The sequence below is a fragment of the Bacteroidales bacterium genome (genome assembly GCA_021648725.1).
Classification (GTDB): domain Bacteria; phylum Bacteroidota; class Bacteroidia; order Bacteroidales; family JAADGE01; genus JAADGE01.
Map to the genome: position 1 here is coordinate 88,298 of JAKISF010000002.1, position 22,420 is coordinate 110,717.

The 22,420-nt window shown below is 34.0% G+C and carries 18 protein-coding genes and 2 tRNA genes; 10 read left to right on the forward strand and 10 right to left on the reverse strand.

The features are described from left to right. Positions 1-34: 34 nt before the first annotated feature. The 6 genes from L3J35_01330 to L3J35_01355 all read left to right on the forward strand — a co-directional run bounded on the left by L3J35_01330 (position 35) and on the right by L3J35_01355 (position 8,202). Entirely contained in the window at positions 35-418 is a 384-nt protein-coding gene (locus L3J35_01330) for a DUF302 domain-containing protein (protein MCF6364823.1), read from the forward strand. A 36-nt stretch (positions 419-454) separates the two neighbouring features. Then, entirely contained in the window at positions 455-4,261 is a 3,807-nt protein-coding gene (locus L3J35_01335) for an efflux RND transporter permease subunit (GenBank protein MCF6364824.1), read from the forward strand. Positions 4,262-4,348: 87 nt separating this feature from the next. Next, entirely contained in the window at positions 4,349-5,572 is a 1,224-nt protein-coding gene (locus L3J35_01340) for a TolC family protein (GenBank protein MCF6364825.1), read from the forward strand. A gap of 78 nt (positions 5,573-5,650) precedes the next feature. Continuing rightward, positions 5,651-7,393: an efflux RND transporter periplasmic adaptor subunit gene (locus L3J35_01345; GenBank protein ID MCF6364826.1), complete on the forward strand. Its 1,743-nt coding sequence runs from the start codon at positions 5,651-5,653 to the stop codon at positions 7,391-7,393. Between the two features lie 160 nt (positions 7,394-7,553). Further along, positions 7,554-7,808 carry a hypothetical protein gene (locus L3J35_01350; GenBank protein MCF6364827.1) on the forward strand — a complete coding sequence of 85 codons (255 nt, stop codon included), beginning with the start codon at positions 7,554-7,556 and terminating at the stop codon, positions 7,806-7,808. Positions 7,809-7,875: 67 nt separating this feature from the next. Beyond that, a complete protein-coding gene (locus tag L3J35_01355; protein MCF6364828.1) occupies positions 7,876-8,202 on the forward strand; it encodes a hypothetical protein in 327 nt (108 codons plus the stop codon). 80 nt (positions 8,203-8,282) lie between these two features. Here L3J35_01355 and L3J35_01360 read toward each other — a convergent pair whose 3' ends face one another. Further along, complete coding sequence (locus L3J35_01360) at positions 8,283-8,879, reverse strand: riboflavin synthase (protein MCF6364829.1); 597 nt, start codon at positions 8,877-8,879, stop codon at positions 8,283-8,285. A gap of 53 nt (positions 8,880-8,932) precedes the next feature. Continuing rightward, on the reverse strand, positions 8,933-10,882 hold the full coding sequence (locus L3J35_01365; protein ID MCF6364830.1) for a T9SS type A sorting domain-containing protein: 1,950 nt from the start codon (positions 10,880-10,882) through the stop codon (positions 8,933-8,935). A 74-nt stretch (positions 10,883-10,956) separates the two neighbouring features. On the opposite strand from L3J35_01365, the gene L3J35_01370 reads away from it, so the two are divergent. Then, a complete protein-coding gene (locus L3J35_01370) occupies positions 10,957-11,397 on the forward strand; it encodes a pyridoxamine 5'-phosphate oxidase family protein (protein ID MCF6364831.1) in 441 nt (146 codons plus the stop codon). Positions 11,398-11,449: 52 nt separating this feature from the next. Beyond that, positions 11,450-11,520 (forward strand) — tRNA-Cys (locus L3J35_01375). 152 nt (positions 11,521-11,672) lie between these two features. Here L3J35_01375 and L3J35_01380 read toward each other — a convergent pair. The 7 genes from L3J35_01380 to ispG form a co-directional block, all read right to left on the reverse strand. Further along, positions 11,673-13,319, reverse strand: a complete 1,647-nt coding sequence (locus L3J35_01380; GenBank protein ID MCF6364832.1) for a S41 family peptidase — start codon at positions 13,317-13,319, stop codon at positions 11,673-11,675. A gap of 10 nt (positions 13,320-13,329) precedes the next feature. Next, positions 13,330-13,758: a dCMP deaminase family protein gene (locus tag L3J35_01385; protein ID MCF6364833.1), complete on the reverse strand. Its 429-nt coding sequence runs from the start codon at positions 13,756-13,758 to the stop codon at positions 13,330-13,332. Positions 13,759-13,762: 4 nt separating this feature from the next. Further along, positions 13,763-14,386 (reverse strand): hypothetical protein, encoded by a 624-nt coding sequence (locus L3J35_01390; protein ID MCF6364834.1) that lies wholly within the window; start codon positions 14,384-14,386, stop codon positions 13,763-13,765. Then, positions 14,379-15,473: an AAA family ATPase gene (locus tag L3J35_01395; GenBank protein MCF6364835.1), complete on the reverse strand. Its 1,095-nt coding sequence runs from the start codon at positions 15,471-15,473 to the stop codon at positions 14,379-14,381. Before L3J35_01395 ends, L3J35_01390 begins: the two co-directional genes overlap by 8 nt. A 20-nt stretch (positions 15,474-15,493) precedes the next feature. After that, entirely contained in the window at positions 15,494-17,389 is a 1,896-nt protein-coding gene (gene dxs / locus L3J35_01400; protein ID MCF6364836.1) for a 1-deoxy-D-xylulose-5-phosphate synthase, read from the reverse strand. A 168-nt stretch (positions 17,390-17,557) separates the two neighbouring features. Next, positions 17,558-18,379: a T9SS type A sorting domain-containing protein gene (locus L3J35_01405; GenBank protein ID MCF6364837.1), complete on the reverse strand. Its 822-nt coding sequence runs from the start codon at positions 18,377-18,379 to the stop codon at positions 17,558-17,560. Between the two features lie 72 nt (positions 18,380-18,451). Next, a complete protein-coding gene (ispG, locus tag L3J35_01410; protein ID MCF6364838.1) occupies positions 18,452-20,317 on the reverse strand; it encodes a (E)-4-hydroxy-3-methylbut-2-enyl-diphosphate synthase in 1,866 nt (621 codons plus the stop codon). 284 nt (positions 20,318-20,601) lie between these two features. On the opposite strand from ispG, the gene gldA reads away from it, so the two are divergent. Further along, on the forward strand, positions 20,602-21,513 hold the full coding sequence (gene gldA, locus L3J35_01415) for a gliding motility-associated ABC transporter ATP-binding subunit GldA (protein ID MCF6364839.1): 912 nt from the start codon (positions 20,602-20,604) through the stop codon (positions 21,511-21,513). Between the two features lie 56 nt (positions 21,514-21,569). Here the strand turns inward: gldA and L3J35_01420 are convergent. Continuing rightward, positions 21,570-21,643: transfer RNA gene (locus L3J35_01420), tRNA-Ile, on the reverse strand. Positions 21,644-21,775: 132 nt separating this feature from the next. Between L3J35_01420 and ruvA the strand changes: the two genes are divergently transcribed. Next, on the forward strand, positions 21,776-22,357 hold the full coding sequence (ruvA, locus tag L3J35_01425) for a Holliday junction branch migration protein RuvA (protein ID MCF6364840.1): 582 nt from the start codon (positions 21,776-21,778) through the stop codon (positions 22,355-22,357). Positions 22,358-22,420: the final 63 nt, after the last annotated feature.

Consider the following 22,420-nt stretch of genomic DNA (forward strand, 5'->3'; position numbering starts at 1 on the left):
TTAAAAAAATATTAACATATAAAACTCTTTTAAAATGGAATATTACAACAATAAATTTGTCGATACCGACATAGAAACAGCAACAGAACTAATAAAAACAGAACTTCAAAAAGAAGGTTTCGGCATTGTTACCCAATTTGATGTCAACAAAGCATTAAAAGAAAAAATGGATTTGGATTTTCGACCATACAGAATTTTGGGAGCTTGTAATCCGCCGTTTGCATTAAAATCTATTAATGCCGAAGATAAAATAGGAACCTTATTGCCTTGCAATGTTATGTTACAGGAAGAAAACGGTAAAACCGAAATCGCTATTATTAATCCTGTTGCAATGATACAGTCAATTGAAAACAAAGAAATGAAAGAAATTGCAAAAGAAATTGCCGAAAAGTTAAATTCAGCATTAAAAAATGTCTGATTATAATCTAATGTCTTAAATCTAAATTATAAAAAAATGTTAAATAAAATTATAAAATTTTTCCTCGAAAATAAGCTGGTAACATTTATGTTTCTTGCCATATTTATAATGTGGGGAGTTGTATCATCGCCCTTCGGCTGGGAAACATTTTTACCCTCCGATCCGGTTCCGGTCGATGCCATTCCCGACATAGGAGAAAACCAACAAATAGTTTATACCGAATGGTCAGGACGATCACCGCGAGATATCGAAGATCAAATTTCATATCCGCTGACAACAGCATTACTCGGCATTCCCGGCGTAAAAACAATAAGAAGTAATTCAATATTCGGATTATCAAGCATTTATTTAATTTTTGAAGACGGTGTCGATTTTTACTGGAGCAGAACAAGAATTCTTGAAAAATTAAATTCTTTGCCTCCCGGAACTTTGCCCGATGAAGTAAAGCCTGCATTAGGCCCTGATGCTACGGCTCTCGGCCAAATATATTGGTACACGCTTGAAGGCAGAGATAAAGACGGGAATCCCGCAGGAGGTTGGGAACCGCATGAACTCCGAACAATACAAGATTTCTATGTTCGCTACGGACTGACTTCCGCAAAAGGAGTCTCCGAAGTTGCTTCAATCGGCGGTTTTGTGAAAGAATACCAAATCGACATTGACCCGAATGCCATGAAAGCATACGGAGTAAATGTTTCACAAATTATAAATGCCGTTAAAAACAGTAATCTTGATATAGGAGCAAGAACAATCGAATTTAACAGAACGGAATATCTTGTAAGAGCTTTGGGTTATATCAAAAACCTTGAAGATTTGGAAGAAAGCGTAGTTGCCGTAAATAGTAATACGCCCGTAAGGTTAAAAGATGTTGCAAAAATCTCTTTCGGACCGGCAACTCGAAGAGGCGGACTTGATAAAGGCGGCTCGGAAGCCGTTGGCGGTGTTGTAGTTGCTCGTTACGGTGCAAATCCGATGGAAGTTATCAAAAATCTGAAAGAAAAAATTAAAGAAATTTCTCCCGGTTTATCAAGCAAAACCCTTGCAGACGGAACAGTTTCAAAAGTAACAATTGTACCTTTTTACGACCGTACAGGTTTAATAAAAGAAACGCTCGGAACGCTTGAAGAAGCTCTTACTCTCGAAATCCTTATCAGCATCATCGTTGTTTTGATTTTGGTTATGAACCTTCGAGCATCTTTCTTAATATCAAGTTTGCTTCCGATTGGTGTTTTAATGACATTCATCGTCATGCGGCGTTTCGGTGTTGATGCAAACATTGTTGCACTTTCCGGTATCGCAATTGCAATAGGCGTAATGGTCGATGTGGGGGTCGTCTTTACCGAAAATATTATCCGGCATCTCGAAATGGCGAAGAATGTCGGAGTAAGAGGTAAAAACCTCGTAAAAGTTATTTATGAAGGAACAACGGAAGTTGCCGGAGCTGTTATTACTGCTCTTACAACAACGGTTGTAAGTTTCTTGCCGGTATTTGCCATGCAAGCCGCAGAAGGAAAGCTATTTCGACCTTTAGCTTTTACCAAAACTTTTGCCATGATTTCGGCATTGGTAATCGGATTAATGTTTATTCCGGTTCTTGCAAATATGGTTTTTTCGATAAGACCCTCAAAAAATCTTAAAAAATATATCTCAAACGGAGTTGTAATTGTAGCCGGTATTGTTTTGGCAATTGCTGCAAAATCCGTCATTGCACTTGCTTTAGTTTTAATAGGAATAAACAATTTACTGTCTGAGAAGTGGAGTGAAAAACGAAAAAAATACACAAACCGTATAAATATTTTCATCACATTAAGTATTGTAATCTTCTTTTTAACAAGAGAATGGATGCCTTTGGGTGCTCAAAACAGCCTGTTTGTCAACTATATATTTGTTATGCTGATTATCGGGGTTGTTCTCGGGGCATTAATGTCTGTTGTTCATTATTATACACAGATTTTAACTTGGAGTTTAGAAAATAAAAAGAAATTTCTTGCAATTCCTGTTTTTGTAATTCTTTTCGGAATTTTATCCTGGCAAGGTGCAGAAAAACTGTTTGGTTTTATGCCTAAATTTGTAAAGGAAAGTAAAGCGTGGAGCTCTTTCGAAAAAGTTTTTCCCGGAACAGGAAAAGAATTTATGCCGAATTTAGATGAAGGCTCTTTCTTGTTGATGCCTACAACAATGCCTCATTCAGGAATTGAAGAAAACCTTGACGTTATACAATTACTGGATAAAAGAGTAAACAACATTCCGGAGGTTAAAACCGTTGTCGGAAAATGGGGACGTGCAAATTCAGCACTTGACCCGGCACCTACCTCAATGTATGAAAATATCATAAACTACAGATCGGAGTTTATTGTTGATGAAGACGGTTCAAAACAAAGATTCCGAATTAATGATGACAATGACTTTGTTTTGAAAGACGGAACAACATTTAATCAAACAAAAGATGAGTTTCGTGTTATTGAAAGATCGGAACTTATTCCTGATGAAGACGGTAAATATTTTCGCCAATGGCGACCCGAAATAAAATCCACCGATGATATTTGGAAAGAAATCGTAAGCAAATCCAAAATACCCGGCTTAACTTCCGCACCAAAATTACAACCGATTCAAACACGACTTGTGATGTTACAAACCGGTATGCGAGCACCAATGGGAATTAAAGTCTTCGGACCCGATTTGGAAACTATTGAAAAAACGGCTTACGAAATAGAACACCATCTTAAATTTGTAAAAGGTGTAAAGGCATCTTCAGTTTTTGCCGACAGGGTCGTAGGAAAACCGTATATTGAATTGAATATCAAACGAAAAGCTATTGCACGATACGGACTGACAATTAAGGATTTGCAAAGAGCAATAGGAACAACAATAGGCGGAATGCCTTTAACTTCAACCGTTGAAGGTCGCGAACGTTTTCCGGTTCGTGTTCGATATGCTCGTGAGTTCAGAGATAGTCCGGATGAATTAAAGAAAATTCTGATACCGACAAAAAGCGGAGCACAAATCCCTCTCGGAGAGCTTGTTGACATTGAATACACAAGAGGCCCGCAATTGATTAAAAGTGAAAACACTTTCCTTGTAGGCTATGTTATTTTTGATAAAAAAGACGGATTTGCCGAAGTTGATGTTGTTGAAAGTGCTCAGAAATATTTAGAAGAAAAAATTGACAAAGGAGAACTTATAATTCCGGCAGGTGTAAACTATATATTTACAGGCAATTATGAAAATCAAGTAAGAGCAAGTAAAAGATTGCTGTTGGTTGTTCCTATTTCTTTATTATTGATTTTTTTAATCTTATATTTCCAATTCGGAAAAGTGCAACCTTCATTAATGGTATTTTCAGGGATTTTTGTTGCATTTTCCGGCGGTTTCATCATGATTTGGCTGTATGGTCAACCATGGTTTATGGATTTCTCCTTTGCCGGAGTTAACATTCGGGAAATGTTCAGCATGCATTCCATTAATTTAAGTGTAGCTGTTTGGGTCGGATTTATCGCCCTTTTCGGAATTGCAACCGACGACGGTGTAATTGTAGGAACCTATTTAAAGCAAGTTTTTGAACGTAACAATCCGCAGACCGTTGCTGAAGTCAGAAAATCGGTTATCGAAGCCGGCTCAAAACGAGTTCGTCCGGCAATGATGACTGCTGCAACAACAATCATAGCATTAATTCCGGTGCTCACATCAACCGGTAAAGGTGCTGATATTATGGTGCCGATGGCAATCCCGTCTTTTGGCGGAATGATCATTCAAGTAATGACCATGTTTGTTGTGCCGGTGCTTTACAGCACCTGGCAAGAAGGAAAAGTTAAAAAAAATAACAAAACCCTACAGGAGGCTTAAAAGGCCTTGAAGCGTTTTAGAGTTTTGAATAAAAAAACGCTTTAGGTTTTCAAAAGCACCGGAAAGGTTTGTCAAAAATAAAAAAAGATGAAACACATATTAATAACAATAATTATACTGGTTTCCGTAAAGATGTCCTCGGCACAAAACAGTTTGCCGGATTATCTTGAAACAGCGGCAAAAAACAATCCGGAACTTGCATCAAAATTTAGTGACTATAATGCAAGTTTGCAAGTCGTTCCGCAGGTAAAAGTATTGCCCGATCCGCAAATTTCATTCGGTTATTTTATTATACCGGTAGAAACAAGAACGGGACCGCAACAATTTAAAATTTCGGGAAGTCAGTTTTTTCCTTGGTTCGGAACTTTAAAAGCAAAAGAAAACGCAGCAATTCACAATGCAAAAACAAAATATGAAGCATTTGAGCAAGCAAAATCAGATTTATTTCTAAAAGTGAGAACTTCTTATTACACACTGTATTACATAGAAAAGTCAATCAATATAACAGAGGTAAACCTGATTATTCTGAGGTCATTTAAAAAACTGGCAGCCGTAAAAGTTGAAGTCGGAAAAGCTTCGGCAACTGACGAATTAAGAATTGACATGGAGATTGCAGAACTCGAAAACAAATTGGCTTTGTTTAAAGACAGTTTTTACAGTGAAAAAGTCAAATTTAACAAACTGCTTAATGTTGATAAAGAAAGTTCAATTATAGTATCGGAAATTAAAGAGGATAATTTTAAAATTGACACACAAACGGTTCTCGACAGTATTTTGGTAAATAACCATGACCTAAAAGCATTAGATTTTAAACTAAATTCTCTGGAATACTCAAAAACAGCAGCAGAAAAAGAAGGAATGCCGAAATTTTCAGTTGGGGCAGATTATACATTTATCGGAACCGGAGAGAATAATCTTGCCGGAACCGATGCCTTTTTTGCTCCCAAAATAGGAGTTTCAATTCCTTTAAACAGAAAAAAATATAAAGCAAAAGTTTCGGAAGTTCGATTTAAACAAGATGCGGTAAAATCTAAAAAAGAAAATATAGAAAACTTACTGGAAACCGCTCTTGAAAATGTTTTTAAGAACTATAACGATGCTGAAAGGCGTATTAAACTATATGAAAATCAAACAGAAATTGCCAAAAAAACGGTTCGATTATTAGAAAATGAATATGCCGTAAGTTCTGTTGGATTTGAAGAAATTTTACGAATGGAACGCAAAGTTCTTAATTATAACTTATCTGTTGAGAAAGCAAAATCGGATAAAGAAAAAGCAAAAGCACAAATTTATTATTTAACGGGAAAATAGAACTGTACGATGATTCCGATATTTAATCAGTACAAATCACAAAACCTCAGTGTACAATAAAAAACAAAATATAACATTATGAAAAATCTAATTCAAAAAATAAAAGAAAATATCAAATACATACTCCCGAGTATTCTAATCGGGTTATTATTCGGGTGGCTGTTTTTTGCCGGAGGCTCAAATTCCGGCGACACACATAATCATGACACGGAACAAACGAAAGAAACAAGGTGGACATGCTCAATGCATCCGCAAATTGATGAGCCCGAACCCGGACAATGCCCTATTTGCGGCATGGATCTGGTTCCTAAAAATACAGTAGTCTCCGATGATGAAGCTGTTTCGGAAGATGAAATTCTGATGTCGCAATCAGCCATAAAACTTGCTGATATTCAAACCTATACCGTAGAAAAAGGAATGCCCGAGAAAAAAGTTTATTTATTGGGTAAGGCTCAGCCGGACGAACGTAAAATTGCCGAATTAACAGCACGTTTTTCAGGTAGAATTGAAAAGTTGTTCGTTAATTTTACCGGACAAAACGTAAAGAGGGGACAACGCTTAGCAACAATATATTCGCCGGAACTTGTTGCTGCACAAAAAGAATTAATGGAAGCGATTTCTTTTAAAGTTTCTAATCCGAGTTTTTATACCGCAGCACGAAGCAAACTAAAATTATGGGATTTAAGCGACCGGCAAATTGACGACATTGAAAAAAACGGAAAACCGAAGTTATACTTTGATATCCTGTCGCCGATTTCGGGAACGGTTACAATGCGACACGTTGCTTTGGGCGATTATGTGAAAGAAGGCAATGCACTATTTCAAGTTGTAGATTTAACAAAAATTTGGGTGCTTTTTGATGCCTATGAAAGTGATTTACCGTGGTTAAAAAAAGGCGATAAAATTAATTTTGTATTTCAATCAATACCCGGCGAAAACTTTAATGCCGAAATTACATTTATTGATCCCTTTATTAATCCGCAAACACGAGTTGCAAAAGTTCGTGTGGAATTAAAAAACCCGAACTTAAAAATAAAACCCGAAATGTTTGTTGACGGCATTGTTCAATCAGAAATTTCAGAAGAAATGAATGATATTCTTATTCCTAAATCATCTGTATTATGGACAGGAAAACGTTCTGTTGTTTATGTGAAAGTTCCTAACAGAAAAAATCCGAGTTTCAAAATGAAAACGGTTGTTTTAGGACCGGAGGCAGGAAACTTTTATATTATTAATTCAGGCCTGAAAGAAGGCGAAGTTATTGCGTCTAACGGAGTATTTAAAATTGATGCGGCTGCACAACTTGCCGGAGTTCCGAGCATGATGAATCCTGAAAAAGAAACAGCAGAAATTAATCTTTACAGACTGGATACTCCGAAAGAGTTTGTTTCTCAACTAAATACACTTCTCAACTCATATCTTAAAATGAAAGATGGTTTCTTTAATGCAAAAAAAGAAGAAACTCAAAAACAAGCAAATGAGATTTTAAAAAATATTGAAAAGGTAAATATGGAACTTGTAAAAGGTGATGCTCACATGTTTTGGATGAAAAAAGCAAAAATCATAAAAAATAAAGCAAGAGTTATTGCCGAAGCTGAAAATATTGATACACAACGACGAGCATTTAAACCGCTTTCAGAAACAATGATTGATGTTTATAAAAGTTTCGGACTTGAAAACGAAACAGTATATGTTCAATTTTGCCCGATGTTTGATGAGAATAAAGGAGCTTCTTGGTTAAGTGCTCAAAAACAAATTCAAAACCCGTATTACGGCGACTTAATGCCTACTTGCGGAGAAATAAAGGATAGTATTCAATAATAATTACAGAGTATTCGGATTGGTTTGAGCCAATCCCGGCATAATAGCTTTTAATTAAAATTTATATAAATGAAACTTCCGAATAAAATTTTTAATAATAAGAGCGAAGACAGTTTTGGAAGTTCCTGTCTGACCTTTTAAAATATAAAAACAGAAAAAAATGAAAAAATCAATTTTAGTATTAGTAGCTGCATTATTTTTATTCGCAGGAACAGCAGTATTAACAAGCTGCGAAAGTGAAGAGTCTGAAAATACGGAGCATCATGAACATATGGACGGAGAAAATGCTGAAGCCGTATATGCCTGCCCTATGCACCACGGCATAACAGGAAAAAAAGGCGATAAGTGTTCTATTTGCGGTATGGACCTGACAAGTACAGAAACGGCTCCTGAGCATCAAGGACATGAACATTAAAATATCTAAACCAAAATTGTCCGGCTCTTAATCAGGGGCGGACAGTTTTTAACTTAAAACAATTATTATGGAAGATTATATAAAATATTTAAAATTTGTAATCCCTGACGCTGCTGATTCAAAAGAGGCATACAGCTCATTTGAGTTAATTCTGTTGAATATGCAAGGCGTTCAAAAAGTTACGAAGTCCGGCAATATTGTTTGTGTATATTACAATTCTTATGTATATACAAAAAATCAAATTGTTTCAATAATGAAAGAAAAAGGATATATACAAGCGGTTTCCGCTCAAGACAAAAAAGGACTTTTTAGTAAGTGGATTGATAAACTTGCAAAAACTAATAAGGCAAATTTCGGTAACGGTCGCTTGGAGTGTTGTGATTTAAACGATTAAAACATTTATAGCCCCGACCGACACAAATAGCAAGAGTATAAAAAACGTTGTCTTAACTTTTATAATTGAGGCAATTGTTTTTATTTTCCCAGATATTTTTTCACAATTCGGGTAATATATTTGCCGATAATGTCAAATTCAATATTTACTACAGTTCCTTCTTTAATAGTGTGAAAATTAGTTATTTCCTGAGTAAAAGGAATAATTGCTACCTGAAAAGAATTGTCTTTTGAGTTTACGACCGTAAGACTTACTCCGTTAACCGAAACAGAGCCTTTTTCAACAGTTATATCATCATTTTGAGGCTCGTATTCAAAAGTATAATACCAACTTCCGTCGGCTTCTTCTACTTTTGTGCAAATTGCTGTTTGATCAACATGTCCTTGCACAATATGTCCGTCAAGCAAACTGTCCGGTTTCATGCTTCTTTCAAGATTAACTTTATCTCCGACAAGCAGTTTTCCGAGGTTCGACTTAATCAAAGTTTCTTGTATAGCCGTAACCGTATAGGTGTTTTTAGTAACATCCACAACCGTTAAACATACACCGTTATGAGAAAGGCTCTGGTCTATTTTAAGTTCATTCACAAAACTGCACGTTAAAGTGAAATGAACATTTTCCCCTTCTTTTCTTATTTCTTTTACAATCCCGGTTTCTTCTACAATTCCTGAAAACATATTATTTTTTTTCGGTTATTTTTCGACAAATTTATAAAGTTAAAAATAAGTTGTCAGTTTTTTACAAACTTTTTTGTAACTGATTTTTCTTCTTGTTGAAAAGAAATAAAATATAAACCTTTAGGAAGTTCCGAGATGTTATATTCAAACTTAAAGTGCGAATTTTTTTCCGGAGAAAATGTTTTAACCTGTTTTCCCGAACTATTAAAAATCATAACCTTATCAGGCATTATTTTTTCGATAAACGTAACAATAATTTTATCACTTGCCGGGTTCGGACTTACAAAAAATTTATTCCCGCTGTCAAAAGTATCAACCTTTAAAACGGCAGTTCCTTTGGAAATAACATCTTTATTCGGATCGAAAACCACGGACGTTACATCAAAATCAAGTACAAAAGTAAAAGATTGTTCGTTTACCGTATTATCAAATATTATCAACGTGTCTTTTGAAGTTCCTTGAAACAAAACAGGAACACCCATTTCAAAAAAACCGACTGAGTTATGAGATTGGGTTTGGTTTATATTAACCGTAACATTACCGTCTTGATTTTGAGAATAGTAAATGTCATAAATCGGGTAACCCTCTCCGTAAAACCAATCATTAATGAACTCCTGTAAAGAACTTTCGTAGGTTGCTTCAAAGTGTGCCTGTAAATCAGATGTGCGGGCATAACCGTTTGCAATATCCGGGTCAGATAAATAATTTTGTAAAGCTTGAAAGAAGTTATTATCACCAATTTTTTTTCTGATCATGTGCAACACCATTGCTCCTTTTGAATATGATAATCTGCTGCTGAAAATTCTCCAAACCGAAGTTGTGTCATCAACAAACACCGACCCGAATAATTCTGATGTTATATGATTAATCTTATCTGCTTTCCAATCATTAAAATTTACACCGTCATCATGCAAATTGTTTTCATGTGTCATTCCGTCAAGGTATGTTGCAAAACCCTCATTTAACCAAATATCTTCCCATGAGCCGCAAGTAACAAAATCTCCGAACCATTGGTGTGCAAGTTCGTGTGCCATCAAACCGTGAGAAAACCCTCCCATAAAACTCATTGTTTGGTGCTCCATTCCTCCTCCCCAGCCGAACTGAGCATGACCATATTTTTCATTATGATAAGGATACGGAATAAAGAGGTCGCTGTATAGTTGAATAACGTCTAAAACATTCGGAGTACTGATTTGTGCAGAAGTTAAGTCTTCCGGAAAAACATAATTTAAAACCTCAACCACCTCCCCTGTTGTTAAAGTAACAAAGTCAGAATATTCAACATAATTTGTTACGGCAATTGCAATAAGATAAGCGGTAATAGGGTGTAAATGCTTCCAGTGTGCAGTTTTCATTCCCCCTTGTGTTGTTTCAGAAATTAACAAGCCGTTACTTGCAGCTTTAAAAGCATCCGGATTTGTAATAAAAACATCTATTGAGTCTGCTTTATCATTTAAACTTTGCTTACAAGGCCACCAATCTCTTGCTCCGTATGGTTCTGAAAGAGTCCAAATAATTGAAGTTCCGGCATGAGTTGTTCGTTCAAACGAACCGAATCCGCCGGCATCAGGAATACCTTGATAGTAAACAGAAATCGAATCTAATGTTCCGGCTGCTATTGTTTCCGATAAATCAATATTTAATTCGTTATTTGAAATTGAAAAGCTTAATAATTTATTTTGATGAAAAATTACGGAATCAATTGTCATATTATTTGCCAAATCAAATGATATTTGAGTAAAATTAGAGGATTGCGGCAAAAAATGGGTTGTAATTTCTCCTTGAATATATGTTGTGTTCATATCAGAAAACAACAAGTTTAATCTATAGTATTTAACATCATAACCGAAACTTGATTTTGTTTGATATTTTGTTTCATCAAAAGTTAACAGTTTTTTATTTAATGCGATTTTACTTTCTGAGCACGAATAATGTTTTTTATTTTGGGCTTTTACGGATAAAACAGCAACAATCATTATTATTACAAAATATATCTTTTTCATATTACTTTTTTTGCTTTATTTTACAAGATGAAAAGTTATTATTATAGTTGCATTTTTAAATACGCACAAACTTAATGAATATTCCTGATAAAAAAATAGCCGGTTTTATAAAAAAGCACCATGTTTTAACTTTAGCAACAGCTGTTAATAATGTTCCTTATTGCTCAAATTGCTTTTATGTTTATCTTGAAAAAGAAAATATGTTTGTTTTTACGTCCGGTAACGAAACAAAACATATACAGGATGTATTACAAAATAATTATGTCGGAGGTTCCGTTGTTTTGGAAACTTCAATTGTCGGAAAAATTCAAGGCATTCAATTTAACGGGACAATGTATTTGCCCGAAGGAGATGTAAAAAAGAAAGCCGATAAAACGTATATGAAAAAATATCCTTTTGCTAAGTTAATGAAAACTCAACTGTGGGTTTTGGAACTTGAATTTATTAAATTAACAGATAACCGACTTGGCTTTGGAAAAAAGCTGATTTGGAGAAAAAATATTGCAAAAGATTAAAAAAGGCTTTTTTATAAAAAATATATGCTTTATCTTTGCAAACCCAAAACACGGTCACGTAGCCAAGTGGTTAGGCAGCGGTCTGCAACACCGTCTACAGCGGTTCGAATCCGCTCGTGACCTCTGAATGCCAACGAGTTGTGAGAGCTTCTTTCATGGCTCTTTTTTATGAGTATTGTTAAATTTTGGTTCGTGTGGAGTCAAAAACAGAAAAAAGACCCACTTCTACGCCACAAGCCCAGAAACACAAAGCATTGTATCCTGAGAAACTAAAATTATTTATCAAAGATTATTGTTGCTTTCTTTAAATCTGTATCTATTGCCCTGATTATGGGGAAATAACCTTTGTTGTCAATTATATTTCTTGCAATAAAAGCTTTTAGCCTTGTGTTTATAACAAACCGCGATAAAGTATAGTCTTTTTTTGTGCTTATTACATTTTGGTTTATTGCAAAATCAACAAATTTCTTAACGACATTTTGTTTTTCTAAATATTTATTAATCTCGTCGGCATTTTTCAAACCGCTTAATTTATCTCTGTTTTTGTCGGCATAAGTTAGGGCAAACTTATATATTAAACCTTTTGAGGTTATTTGTCGATAATATTCTGTATAAAAAGAAGTGTCAACGGGAACAAAAATATCAGGCATTATTCCGCCTCCGCCGTAAACAACCTTTCCTTTCGGAGTAAAGTATTTTAAAGAGTCGGGAAAATGTGTACTGTCGGCTTCTGCTAATTCTCCGAGAGATGCCCTGTGATATATGTCTGAAAAATAAGATTCGATACCATTCTTATATGATTTTTGAATACTTCTTCCGACAGGGGTATAGTACCTTGCCGTAGTAATTCTGATTCCTGACCTGTCGGGGAATTCAAATTCTTCTTGTACCAGCCCTTTTCCGAAAGAACGCCTTCCTATTATTATTCCTCTGTCATTATCTTGTATTGCTCCCGAAACTATTTCACTTGCCGATGCCGACCATGAGTTTATCAAAATAATGAGCTCAATATCAACTAATAAATCATTATCCGTAGAAACATATTCCATCCGCTCTCTGAAATTACCTTTGGTATAAACGATCATTTTTCCTTTAGGTAAAAACTCATCAATAATATTAACTGCGGCATCTAAATAACCGCCGCCGTTATCTCTTAAATCAAGAATCAACTTCTTCATGCCGGCTTTTTTAAGTTTTACGGCAGCTTCTATAAATTCACTATATGTTGTTCCGGCAAATCTGCTTATTTTAATGAAGCCGGCTTCATCATTCAACATATAAGAAACATCAATGCTGAATAAAGGAATTTTATCTCTTGTGATTTCAAAACTAATTAATTCGGCAATTCCTTTTCGCTTAACCCCTATTTTTACTTTTGTACCTTTAGGCCCTTTAAGGTGCTTTATTACATCGTTGTTTGTTATTCCTATGCCTGCAAACAAAGAGTCGTTTATTGTAACGATTCTGTCGCCGGCAAGAACACCAACCTTTTCGGAAGGTCCTCCCGATATTGTATTAACAATCATTACTGTATCTTCCTGAATATTAAATTGAACACCTATGCCTTCAAAATTTCCGCTGAGGCTTTCGTGAGCCTCATCATTTATTTTCGGAGGTAAGTATGATGTATGCGGGTCAAGTTTTTCAAGAATAAAAGGAATGGCGAGTTCTTCTAAACTGTCTGTTGAGATTTTATCAACATAATTTTCTTCAATCAGCCTTAATATTGAAGGAATTTTTCCGGTGTTATTTACATTAAACGAAGAGTGAAAACTTGTCGGGTTTGTCGGAATAATTTTATTGCCGATAAAAATCCCGATTATAATACTTATTGCCATTATTACCGGAATATATACTTTTGAATTTAAAGTATTTTGCTTGGTTTCTGTGCTGTTTATTTTAGATGTTTGATTTTCTTGCATGTGTTTTTTTCTATTTTTTTATTTCCAAGTTTATAAGTTCAACTCCTGCTCTTTCTAAAATATCTAACCCGTCAGTTATTCGATATTTTTCATCAAATATAACCCGTTTAATTCCTGCCTGGATAATTAACTTTGAACATTCCATACAAGGAGAAGTTGTAACATAAAGTGTAGAACCTTCGCTGCTGTTATGAGATTTTGCCACTTTTGTTATTGCATTTGCCTCTGCATGAAGAACGTACGGCTTAGTGGTATTGTTTTCTTCTTCACAGATATTTTCAAATCCGGCAGGAGTTCCGTTGTAACCGTCGGAAATTATCATTTTGTCTTTTACAATGACAGCACCAACTTTTCTTCTTTTGCAATATGAGTTTTCTGCCCAAATATGAGCCATTCTCAAATAACGTTCGTCTAATTTGTGTTGTTTTTCTTTGTTCATCGGATTATTTCTTTTTAAAGAATTTGTCTAAAAAAGATTTTAGCGGAACTAAATATTCCGAATTTAAATTCCAATGATTTTTATTAGTATAATCTCTGTTTACTTCTTTTATTTTTTCTTTTTGAGAGTTAGTTTCACCAAGCAAAGGTTCGAGATAAGCATAAATCTTAGTTTTCTTGGCAGGCAAAGTTAAGTCAGAAGAAATTTTAAGCAAACATTTTTCATAACCATCCCAACAATTAAATATTTTGTTGTTATCAGGATTAATAATGTTCATCAGTAAATCTTCCAAATCTCCGGCATCTTTGTTATTCGGAAATAAAAAAAATTCAAAACCAACATTGTATTCAGATTTCAAATCTTGAAGTTCTTTTTTTCTTTTTTTAATATCTTCATCAGCATCAAATATTATAATGTTAGTAATACCTTGTAATGAATTTCTTTCAAAAAAAGCTTTTGTAATTTTTTCTTTATTATCAATGCCGCCTATTTCAATAAGGTTATCAGTTTGACTTACACCTTCTCTATCACTTCCTTTTATAAGAGAGATGTTATAATAATAATTTATAAAATCGGCAATGAACTTTTGGTCGGCAACACCTTCAACATATATCTTACACTTATTCATTTTTACCTCCTCTGAATTCAATTCCTTTTTCGGTTAAATAGCTGAAAGTTTCATAATCATATTTAAATGATTTTATCGATTTATCAGGCAATTCATCAAGAGCAAAAACGCTTGTTTCTTTTTGAAAAGATTTCATATTTTCATTTTCTAAAGCTCGAACCAAATACTTCAAGCAATCTGGATTATGCGTAGTTGCAAAAATTTGCACATCGTATTCTTTTGCCGTTTTAAGAATAATTTTCCAAAACTCTTCAAATCGGCTGTAATGAATACCGGTATCTATTTCATCTATCATTAAACGCTGACCGCTATTCACAATAATTTCTGATAATATTCTGAATAATTTAACTGCTCCGTCACCATATGTTGATAGTAACTTTAATTCATTTGACGTTGTTTCGGAAATTTCAATAACGGGATAATTTACAAATCTTGTTGTAAGTTCAATAGTTTGAATGTCAGGAATAAAAGACTTTATGCTGTTTACAAATTTTTCTTTTCTTTTTTTATTATGTTGAATATGGTTAGAATAAAACCCTGTTAAATCGTCATCATATCCCAGTGAGAAAGGAATGTATGCAAAATAATTATTTTTTCGTCCGAATAAATCTTCTTGTGATTTAATATCAATAAGGTTATTGTTTTTATATAAAATTATTATACTTCCTTTAGTTTGTCTTCCTTTTTCTCTTAATAAATTTCTATTATCCTCTGATAAACTATCAAATGTCTTAATTTCAAATCTAAATATGTTTTTATCAATATTCCCTTTTTCAATTATTTCAAATATATGTTCTTTTTCCTTTTTATCATTAAAAAATATAGGTAAGATTTGGTTTATTGTCCTGTCATAGTCACGAACTTCATTCGAAAGACCTGTAGAAGATTTATATCTGAAACAATCTAACAAATTAAACATTTGTTGATCAATATCTTTCGAGAACAACAATGCTTCCAACAAGCTTGTTTTTCCTACATTATTATCGCCGACAATAATATTAAATTGAGTAATATCTTTCAGTTCAAATTCTTCAAACCGTTTAAAGTTTTCAACTTTAAAATATATTAAGTGTTCATTTTCTTTCATAAGAACAAATTTTATAAGTTTTATTTTATCATTTCCTTAACGGTTTTCAAAATACCTTCGGTGTCATATCCGCAAATATGATATAATTCTTGCTGTGTTCCGTGTTCTATAAATTCATCAGGGATTCCGAGCCGCTTTATTTTTGCGGAATACCCGTTTTCCGACATAAATTCGATAACAGCACTTCCAAAACCTCCCTGAATAATACCGTCTTCAAGAGTGATGATTTTGTTGAATTTTTTAAAAACATCATGCAATATTTTTTCATCTATGGGTTTTACAAAACGCATATCATAATGTGCGACATTTATACCTTCTGCTTTCAGCTTTTTATCTGCGTCAAAAACGAGTGTTCCTATTGCTCCGATGCTTAATATTGCAACATCACCCCCGTCTTTAATAATTCTGCCCTCTCCTATCTTAAGTTCTTTCATTTCTGTTTTCCAGCTGGGTGTTATTCCCCTTCCTCTCGGATACCTTATCGTAAACGGTCCCATATCAGGAAGTTGTGCGGTAAACATTAAATTTCTTAAATCCGGTTCATCCATAGGTGCTGCAACAATCATGTTCGGTATAATTCGCATATATGCTAAATCAAAAGCCCCGTGATGGGTTGCACCGTCGTCACCGACAAGCCCTCCTCTGTCGAGACAAAAAACAACATTTAATTTTTGTAAAGCCACATCATGAATAACCTGATCGAAAGCACGTTGCATAAAAGTTGAATAGATATTACAAAAGGGCATCATTCCGTCAACGGCAAGCCCTGCCGAAAAAGTAACGGCATGTTGCTCTGCAATTCCGACATCAAATGCTCTTTCCGGCATTGCTTCCATAAGTATTTTCATGGAAGACCCTGAAGGCATTGCAGGTGTAATGCCGACAATTTTTTTGTTTTTTTCAGCCAGTTCAACAAGGGTATGGCCAAAAACATCCTGAAATTTCGGTGCCGCAGTACTATCTGTTTTTCCGGTTAATCGTTCCCCCGTTTTTTTATCAAAAAGACCCGGTGCATGCCATGTTGTTTGGTCTTTTTCAGCTTCTTCAAAGCCCTTTCCTTTTGTTGTTAATACATGTAATAGTTTTGGACCTTTAATGTCTTTTAAATCTTCCAGTATCTTAACCAGTTGATTAACATCATGTCCGTTTACGGGTCCGAAATATCTTAAATTCATTGATTCAAACATATTACTTTGGCGCATAATTACAGATTTAATCCCGGTGTCAATTTTTTGAATCAGTCTTCTTGTATTTGGTCCTATTTTTCTTATTTTACCGAGGATATTCCATATTTCGTCTTTGGCTTTATTGTATGTTTTAGAAGTTGCAATGTCAAGTAAATATTGGTTTAATGCTCCAACATTCGGGTCTATGGACATATTATTATCATTCAAAATAATAAGAATGTCCGAATTTTCTACTCCTGCATTATTCATGCCTTCAAAAGCCAGCCCTCCGGTCATTGCTCCGTCGCCGATAACTGCAATAACGTGTCTGTCTTTTTCTTTTTTTAGACTTGAAGAAACAGCCATTCCAAGAGCTGCGGAAATTGAAGTTGAAGAATGCCCCACACCAAATGCATCATATTTACTTTCAAAAATTGAGGGGAAACCGCAAAGTCCTCCAAGTTGTCTGTTTGTACAAAAACTCTCGCGTCTGCCGGTTAAAATTTTATGCCCGTATGCTTGATGTCCGACATCCCAAACAATTTTATCGTAAGGTGTGTTATAAACATAATGAAGAGCAACAGTAAGCTCAACAACCCCAAGGCTTGAGGCAAAGTGACCCGGGCTTTCTGAAACAATATCAATAATATATTGTCTTAGTTCTTTCGAAATTGTTATAAGTTCTTCGTCTTTATATTTTTTAAGGTCTTCCGGAGAATTTATATTTAGAAGAAATTTATATTCGCTCATTGCTCAGTTCAATAATTTGGCGTGCAAAGTTAATGAAAATTTTACATAAACAGGAAACCTTTTTGTTCGTTGTATTTTTTCAATAAAAAAGCAAAGACAACCGAATCAAAAAAATATTCGGTAAATATAATACGGTTTAAAAAGTGTTGCAGGAATTAATCTAAACAGCTATTTTTTTATAAATGTTTCAGTTTTATTATCGTAGTTCAAAAAGTATGACCCTGATTTTAATGAACTTAATTTTATTTCTTCCGAGTTACCGGTTTTAACAAGTTTTCCGTAATAGTCATATATCTCATAGCGTGTGCTTGCAGAGAAAAATATTTTTTCAGACACCTTACCTCCGTTCCCGGGGACAAATGATACCTCAGGGATATTGTTAATATATTCTACTGATTTTGAATATCTCGCCTTTCCGTTGCTGCCAATTTGCTTTACTCGAAATTTGTTTTTTCCGGAATGAAAGTCTATTGCAAAGCTATACTTGTTTAGTTTATTGCTTCCCTTGCCTTTTATTGAACCGATTCTTATCCATTTGTTCCACCTGTATTGTTCCACAATAAAAGGCAGTACTCCGTGTTCTCCGGTAGTTGCCCATCTTAACAGCCCATTTTTATCTGCAACAATATATTGAGTTTTAAACGTACTGTTTGGCGTAATAACTTCTTTATTTAATATTCGGGGAACACATCCGTCTCTGTGAATAATAGAAATGTTAATAAGTTCTCCGTATTTAAAACCATATACACTTAGATCTATTTCAAAAAAGGAAGAGTGAATTTCATCTGTAGTTGTGTGACCGTTAACCAGAACTTCTGCAACACAAAACCCCACACCGGATAACGAGTACGGATTTTCAACGTATAAATTTTCACCTTTATATATTCCGTTCAGTTTTATTTCTCCTTTGGCAACACTTATCAGCGGCAAAGAAAAAAACAAAACAAAACAAATATAACGGTTAACTATGCCCGCTTGATGAATTTTCATTTAAATTTTTAAGTCAGTTTTAATATTAACTTGCAAATATAATTACTAAAATTTTAAAACCTTAAAATATGTTTAATAATATTGTTCAATGAGCTTTAACAACTCTTCAACAGCATCTTTTTCGGGAATGCTTCTTTTAATAACCTCTTGCTTTTTATATAAGGTAACTTTTCCGGTTCCCGTACCGACATAACCGAAATCGGCATCTGCCATTTCTCCGGGACCGTTAACAATACACCCCATTATTCCTATTTTTATTCCTTTTAGGTGTGCTGTCTTTTCTTTTATCTTTGCTGTTATTTCTTCTAAGTCAAAAAGTGTTCTTCCGCATGAAGGACAAGAAATATAATCCGTTTTTGTAATACGAGTTCTGCATGCTTGTAAAATTCCGAAACTTAATTCATTTATTTCTTTAATTTTACTGTCCTTTGATTCAATCCAAATTCCGTCTCCGAAACCGTCAATGAATAATGCACCTATTATTGCCGAGCATTCTAATAATGTATATTCATTATAATCAGGTATTTTATACTTAATAACTACCGGTGTATTAATATTCTTTTCTTGTAAATAATAAAAAAAACTTCTGGCGGCGTGTACAGGAGATGACACATTTGAAATGTCAATTACATAAACCGAATTTTCATTATTTGCAGTTAATTTATATTTGTGCTGCTTAAATTTCTTAACATCAATTTGATAAAACACTATTTTTTTATTTGAAACAGCACCGTTATTCATTGAAAAGATAATATCATTGTAATGGTTTTTGTCGCTGATAAATTTAATATCTCCGAAAAACTTACTAATATTTTCTGAGCTCCCTGAATATAAATAATCGGCGGCCAGTTCAGTTTTTTTATAATTCCCGCTTCCCGGATCTATAGCATAACCGCTTTGTAGAATTGCTGTTTCGGTTGATTTATTATTAATGTCAGAAATTACGACAGGAACATTATCTCCTCCTATATTTTCTATTTGTAATGTTTTTCTTTTTGAATAACGGTATAAGTTCTGAATATGGGCTTTATTTGGGATAAATTCCGGTTTATAACGGCTTAATTTTTTTTGATTAAAAACCTTAACGATGTTCTTGGCTACCGGAATTTCTTTTTCCGGGGCTTCTGTTAAAGAAACTCTGATTGTATCCCCCATTCCGTCGGATAATAACGTTCCTATTCCTATTGCAGATTTTATTCTGCCTTCTTTGTCATTTCCTGCCTCCGTAACTCCAGAATGTATCGGAAAGAACATGTCTTCATTTGACATAGTATCAACAAGCAGCCGAACTGCATGAATCATTACAATAGGGTTACTTGCTTTCATTGAAATTACAACATCATTAAAGGCTTCTTTTTTACAAATTCTTAAAAACTCCATTGTTGATTCAACCATTCCTTGCGGTGTGTCTCCGTAGCGGCTTAAAATTCTGTCAGACAAAGATCCGTGATTTGTTCCTATACGAACTGCAGTATTGTGTTCTTTACATGTATTTAATAAAGGGGCAAACTTTTCTTTTATTTTGCTGACTTCGTTTTGGTATTCTTCGTCTGTATATTCTATGTGTTTAAATTGTTTTAAATCAGCATAATTACCCGGATTAATTCTTACCTTTTCCAGGTACTTTGCAGAAATTTCAGCAGCTTTCGGACTAAAGTGAATATCAGCAACCAAGGGAACGGAATATCCTTTTTTCTTTAACAGCTCTTTGATATTCTTTATTTTTTGTGCAACAACAGAGGTCGGCACCGTAATTCTCACCAAATCAGCACCGGCATCTACAATTGTAATGATTTGTGCCGCGGTTGCTTCTGTATCCGAAGTGTCAGTATTGGTCATTGACTGTATGCGAACAGGATTATCTCCGCCCAAAAATAATGATCCTATTTTAATTTCGTTTGTACGTCTTTTGGAATATTTAAAATATTTATTCTTCATCTTTTAGTTTTCGGTTCAACTGAACCTGTTTTTCTGCTTTCTTTCTGATTTTCACATTTGTAAATTCAGCAATAAGAGAGAAAAATATCGCAAAATAAATATAATGTTGCCAATCTCTAAAATCTTATTATGATAAGCATAATTACAAAACCCATATAGTTTTCGTTTTGTTTCATTTCTGCACACTTAATGTTGATTCTGTAAAAAATCATATAAATATATATATTTGCAAAGATATAATTTTCATAAAATACAAGCGTTTTTTATAAAATCAATTTATTAATATGTCATTAAAAGCAACAAATGTTACAAAAATATTCGACAATCAAAAAGCATTAGATAGTGTGAATTTTGAAATAAAAACTGGGGAAGTTGTCGGGTTTTTGGGTCCTAACGGTGCCGGAAAATCTACAATGATGAAAATAATAACCGGTTATATCAAACAAAATTCGGGAGAAGTTACCGTTAACGGAATAAATACAAAAGATGTTGTAAAAAATATAAAAAAACAAATAGGATATTTACCGGAACACAACCCGATGTACCTCGACATGTACATTAAAGAATATTTAAGTTTTGTTGCTAAAATTTATGAAATAGGGGGAAATATTAAAAGCAAAGTTAAAGATATAATAGAGATAACAGGGCTACAGCCGGAAAAAAATAAAAAAATAGGTGCTCTTTCAAAAGGTTACCGACAGAGAACAGGCTTAGCCGCAGCCTTAATTCATGATCCTAAAGTATTAATTCTGGATGAACCGACAACAGGTCTTGACCCCAACCAAATTATTGAAATAAGAGATTTAATAAAAAAAATAGGAACAGAAAAAACGGTTATGCTTTCAACACATATTATGCAAGAAGTTGAGGCAATTTGCAGCAGGGTTATAATAATAAATAACGGTAAAATTATTGCAGACAATTCGGTTGCGGGAATTCAAGAGCTGTCAAAGCAAAAGCACGATATTGTAACTATAGAGTTTAATAAGCCTGTTTCGGAAGAAAGTCTTAAAAAAATTACCGGGGTAAAAAACGTAACACCGATTGACAAGAGAAGCTTCCTTGTAGAGTCAAAACCACAATTTGATGTCAGAGAAAACATTTTCAAATATGCCGTTAATAATAACCTTATTTTGTTTTCGATGTTTAAAAAAGAAAAAAGCGTTGAAGATGTTTTCAGAGAACTTACAAAATAAAAAAACACCTTGTCGTAATAACTAAACAAGGTGTTGTAATCAATAACCATGAAAAGTGGGCCGACAGGGACTCGAACCCCGGACCCTCTGATTATGAGTCAGATGCTCTAACCGGCTGAGCTATCGGCCCCAAGAAATATTTAAATTTCAGGATTGCAAAATTAAACATATTTTTTTCTTTGCAAAACAATATTTCGATATTTTCTGCAAAATATTATTTTATAATTTGTTTTTCTATATTTGCACACTAAAATATTAAGAAATGTATGAATATATTTACGGTAAAGTAGCAGAATTAAATCCTGCATATGTAGTTATTGAATCAAGCAATATCGGCTATATTGTTCATATTTCTTTATATACCTATTCTGTTCTTGAAAGGGAAGAAACATATAAATTATATACACATCAAATTGTAAGAGAAGACACAAATATGCTGTTCGGTTTTGCTGACAAATCCGAAAGAGAAATTTTTCGTTTACTGATTTCAGTTTCCGGCATAGGTGCAAATACAGCAAGAGTAATGCTCTCATCTCTTAAAGCAGGAGAAATAAAAAAAGCAATTCGTACCGATGATGTTAACACCTTAAAAAGTGTTAAAGGTATTGGGGCAAAAACAGCACAACGTGTAATAATAGACCTAAAAGATAAAATTGACAAAACAGAGGTTGATGGTGAAAACACACCTATTATTGACACTTCTGCAAGCAGCGAAGCGTTATCTGCACTAACAATGTTAGGCTTTCCTAAAGCGAAAACCGAAAAAGCTGTAAATTCAATTCTTTCAAAAGAAAAAGATATAACTGTTGAAGAACTTGTTAAAAAGGCACTAAAAATTTTATAAATGCGTTTACATAAAATGTATTGTTTTAAAATAATTTGCCTATGCTTAAAAACCGTACTTAAA